Genomic DNA, 316 nt, shown 5'->3' on the forward strand with positions numbered 1-316 from the left:
CAACTGAGCTATGCGCCCATATAATGGTGACCCCGCCGGGATTCGAACCCGGGTAACCGCCGTGAAAGGGCGGTGTCTTAACCGCTTGACCACGGGGCCATTGGTAGCGGGAGCAGGATTTGAACCTACGACCTTCGGGTTATGAGCCCGACGAGCTACCAGACTGCTCCATCCCGCGATAAGAATTGTGGTATGGACACATCATTTAATGAACACTTTGGTGCCGAGGACCGGAATCGAACCGGTACGATCTCAACGACCGCAGGATTTTAAGTCCTGTGCGTCTGCCAGTTCCGCCACCCCGGCAGATGGCTCT

At 56.3% G+C, this 316-nt stretch carries 3 tRNA genes; all 3 read right to left on the reverse strand.

Annotated features, from left to right (window positions below):
• Window positions 1–24 precede the first annotated feature (24 nt).
• Window positions 25–99, reverse strand: a tRNA-Glu gene (locus tag PEPTYR26121_RS08660).
• Window positions 100–101: 2 nt separating this feature from the next.
• Window positions 102–178, reverse strand: a tRNA-Met gene (locus PEPTYR26121_RS08665).
• A gap of 40 nt (window positions 179–218) precedes the next feature.
• Window positions 219–306: transfer RNA gene (locus tag PEPTYR26121_RS08670), tRNA-Leu, on the reverse strand.
• Window positions 307–316: the final 10 nt, after the last annotated feature.

It is taken from the genome of Aedoeadaptatus nemausensis (assembly GCF_903819165.1).
Lineage (GTDB): Bacteria > Bacillota > Clostridia > Tissierellales > Peptoniphilaceae > Aedoeadaptatus > Aedoeadaptatus nemausensis.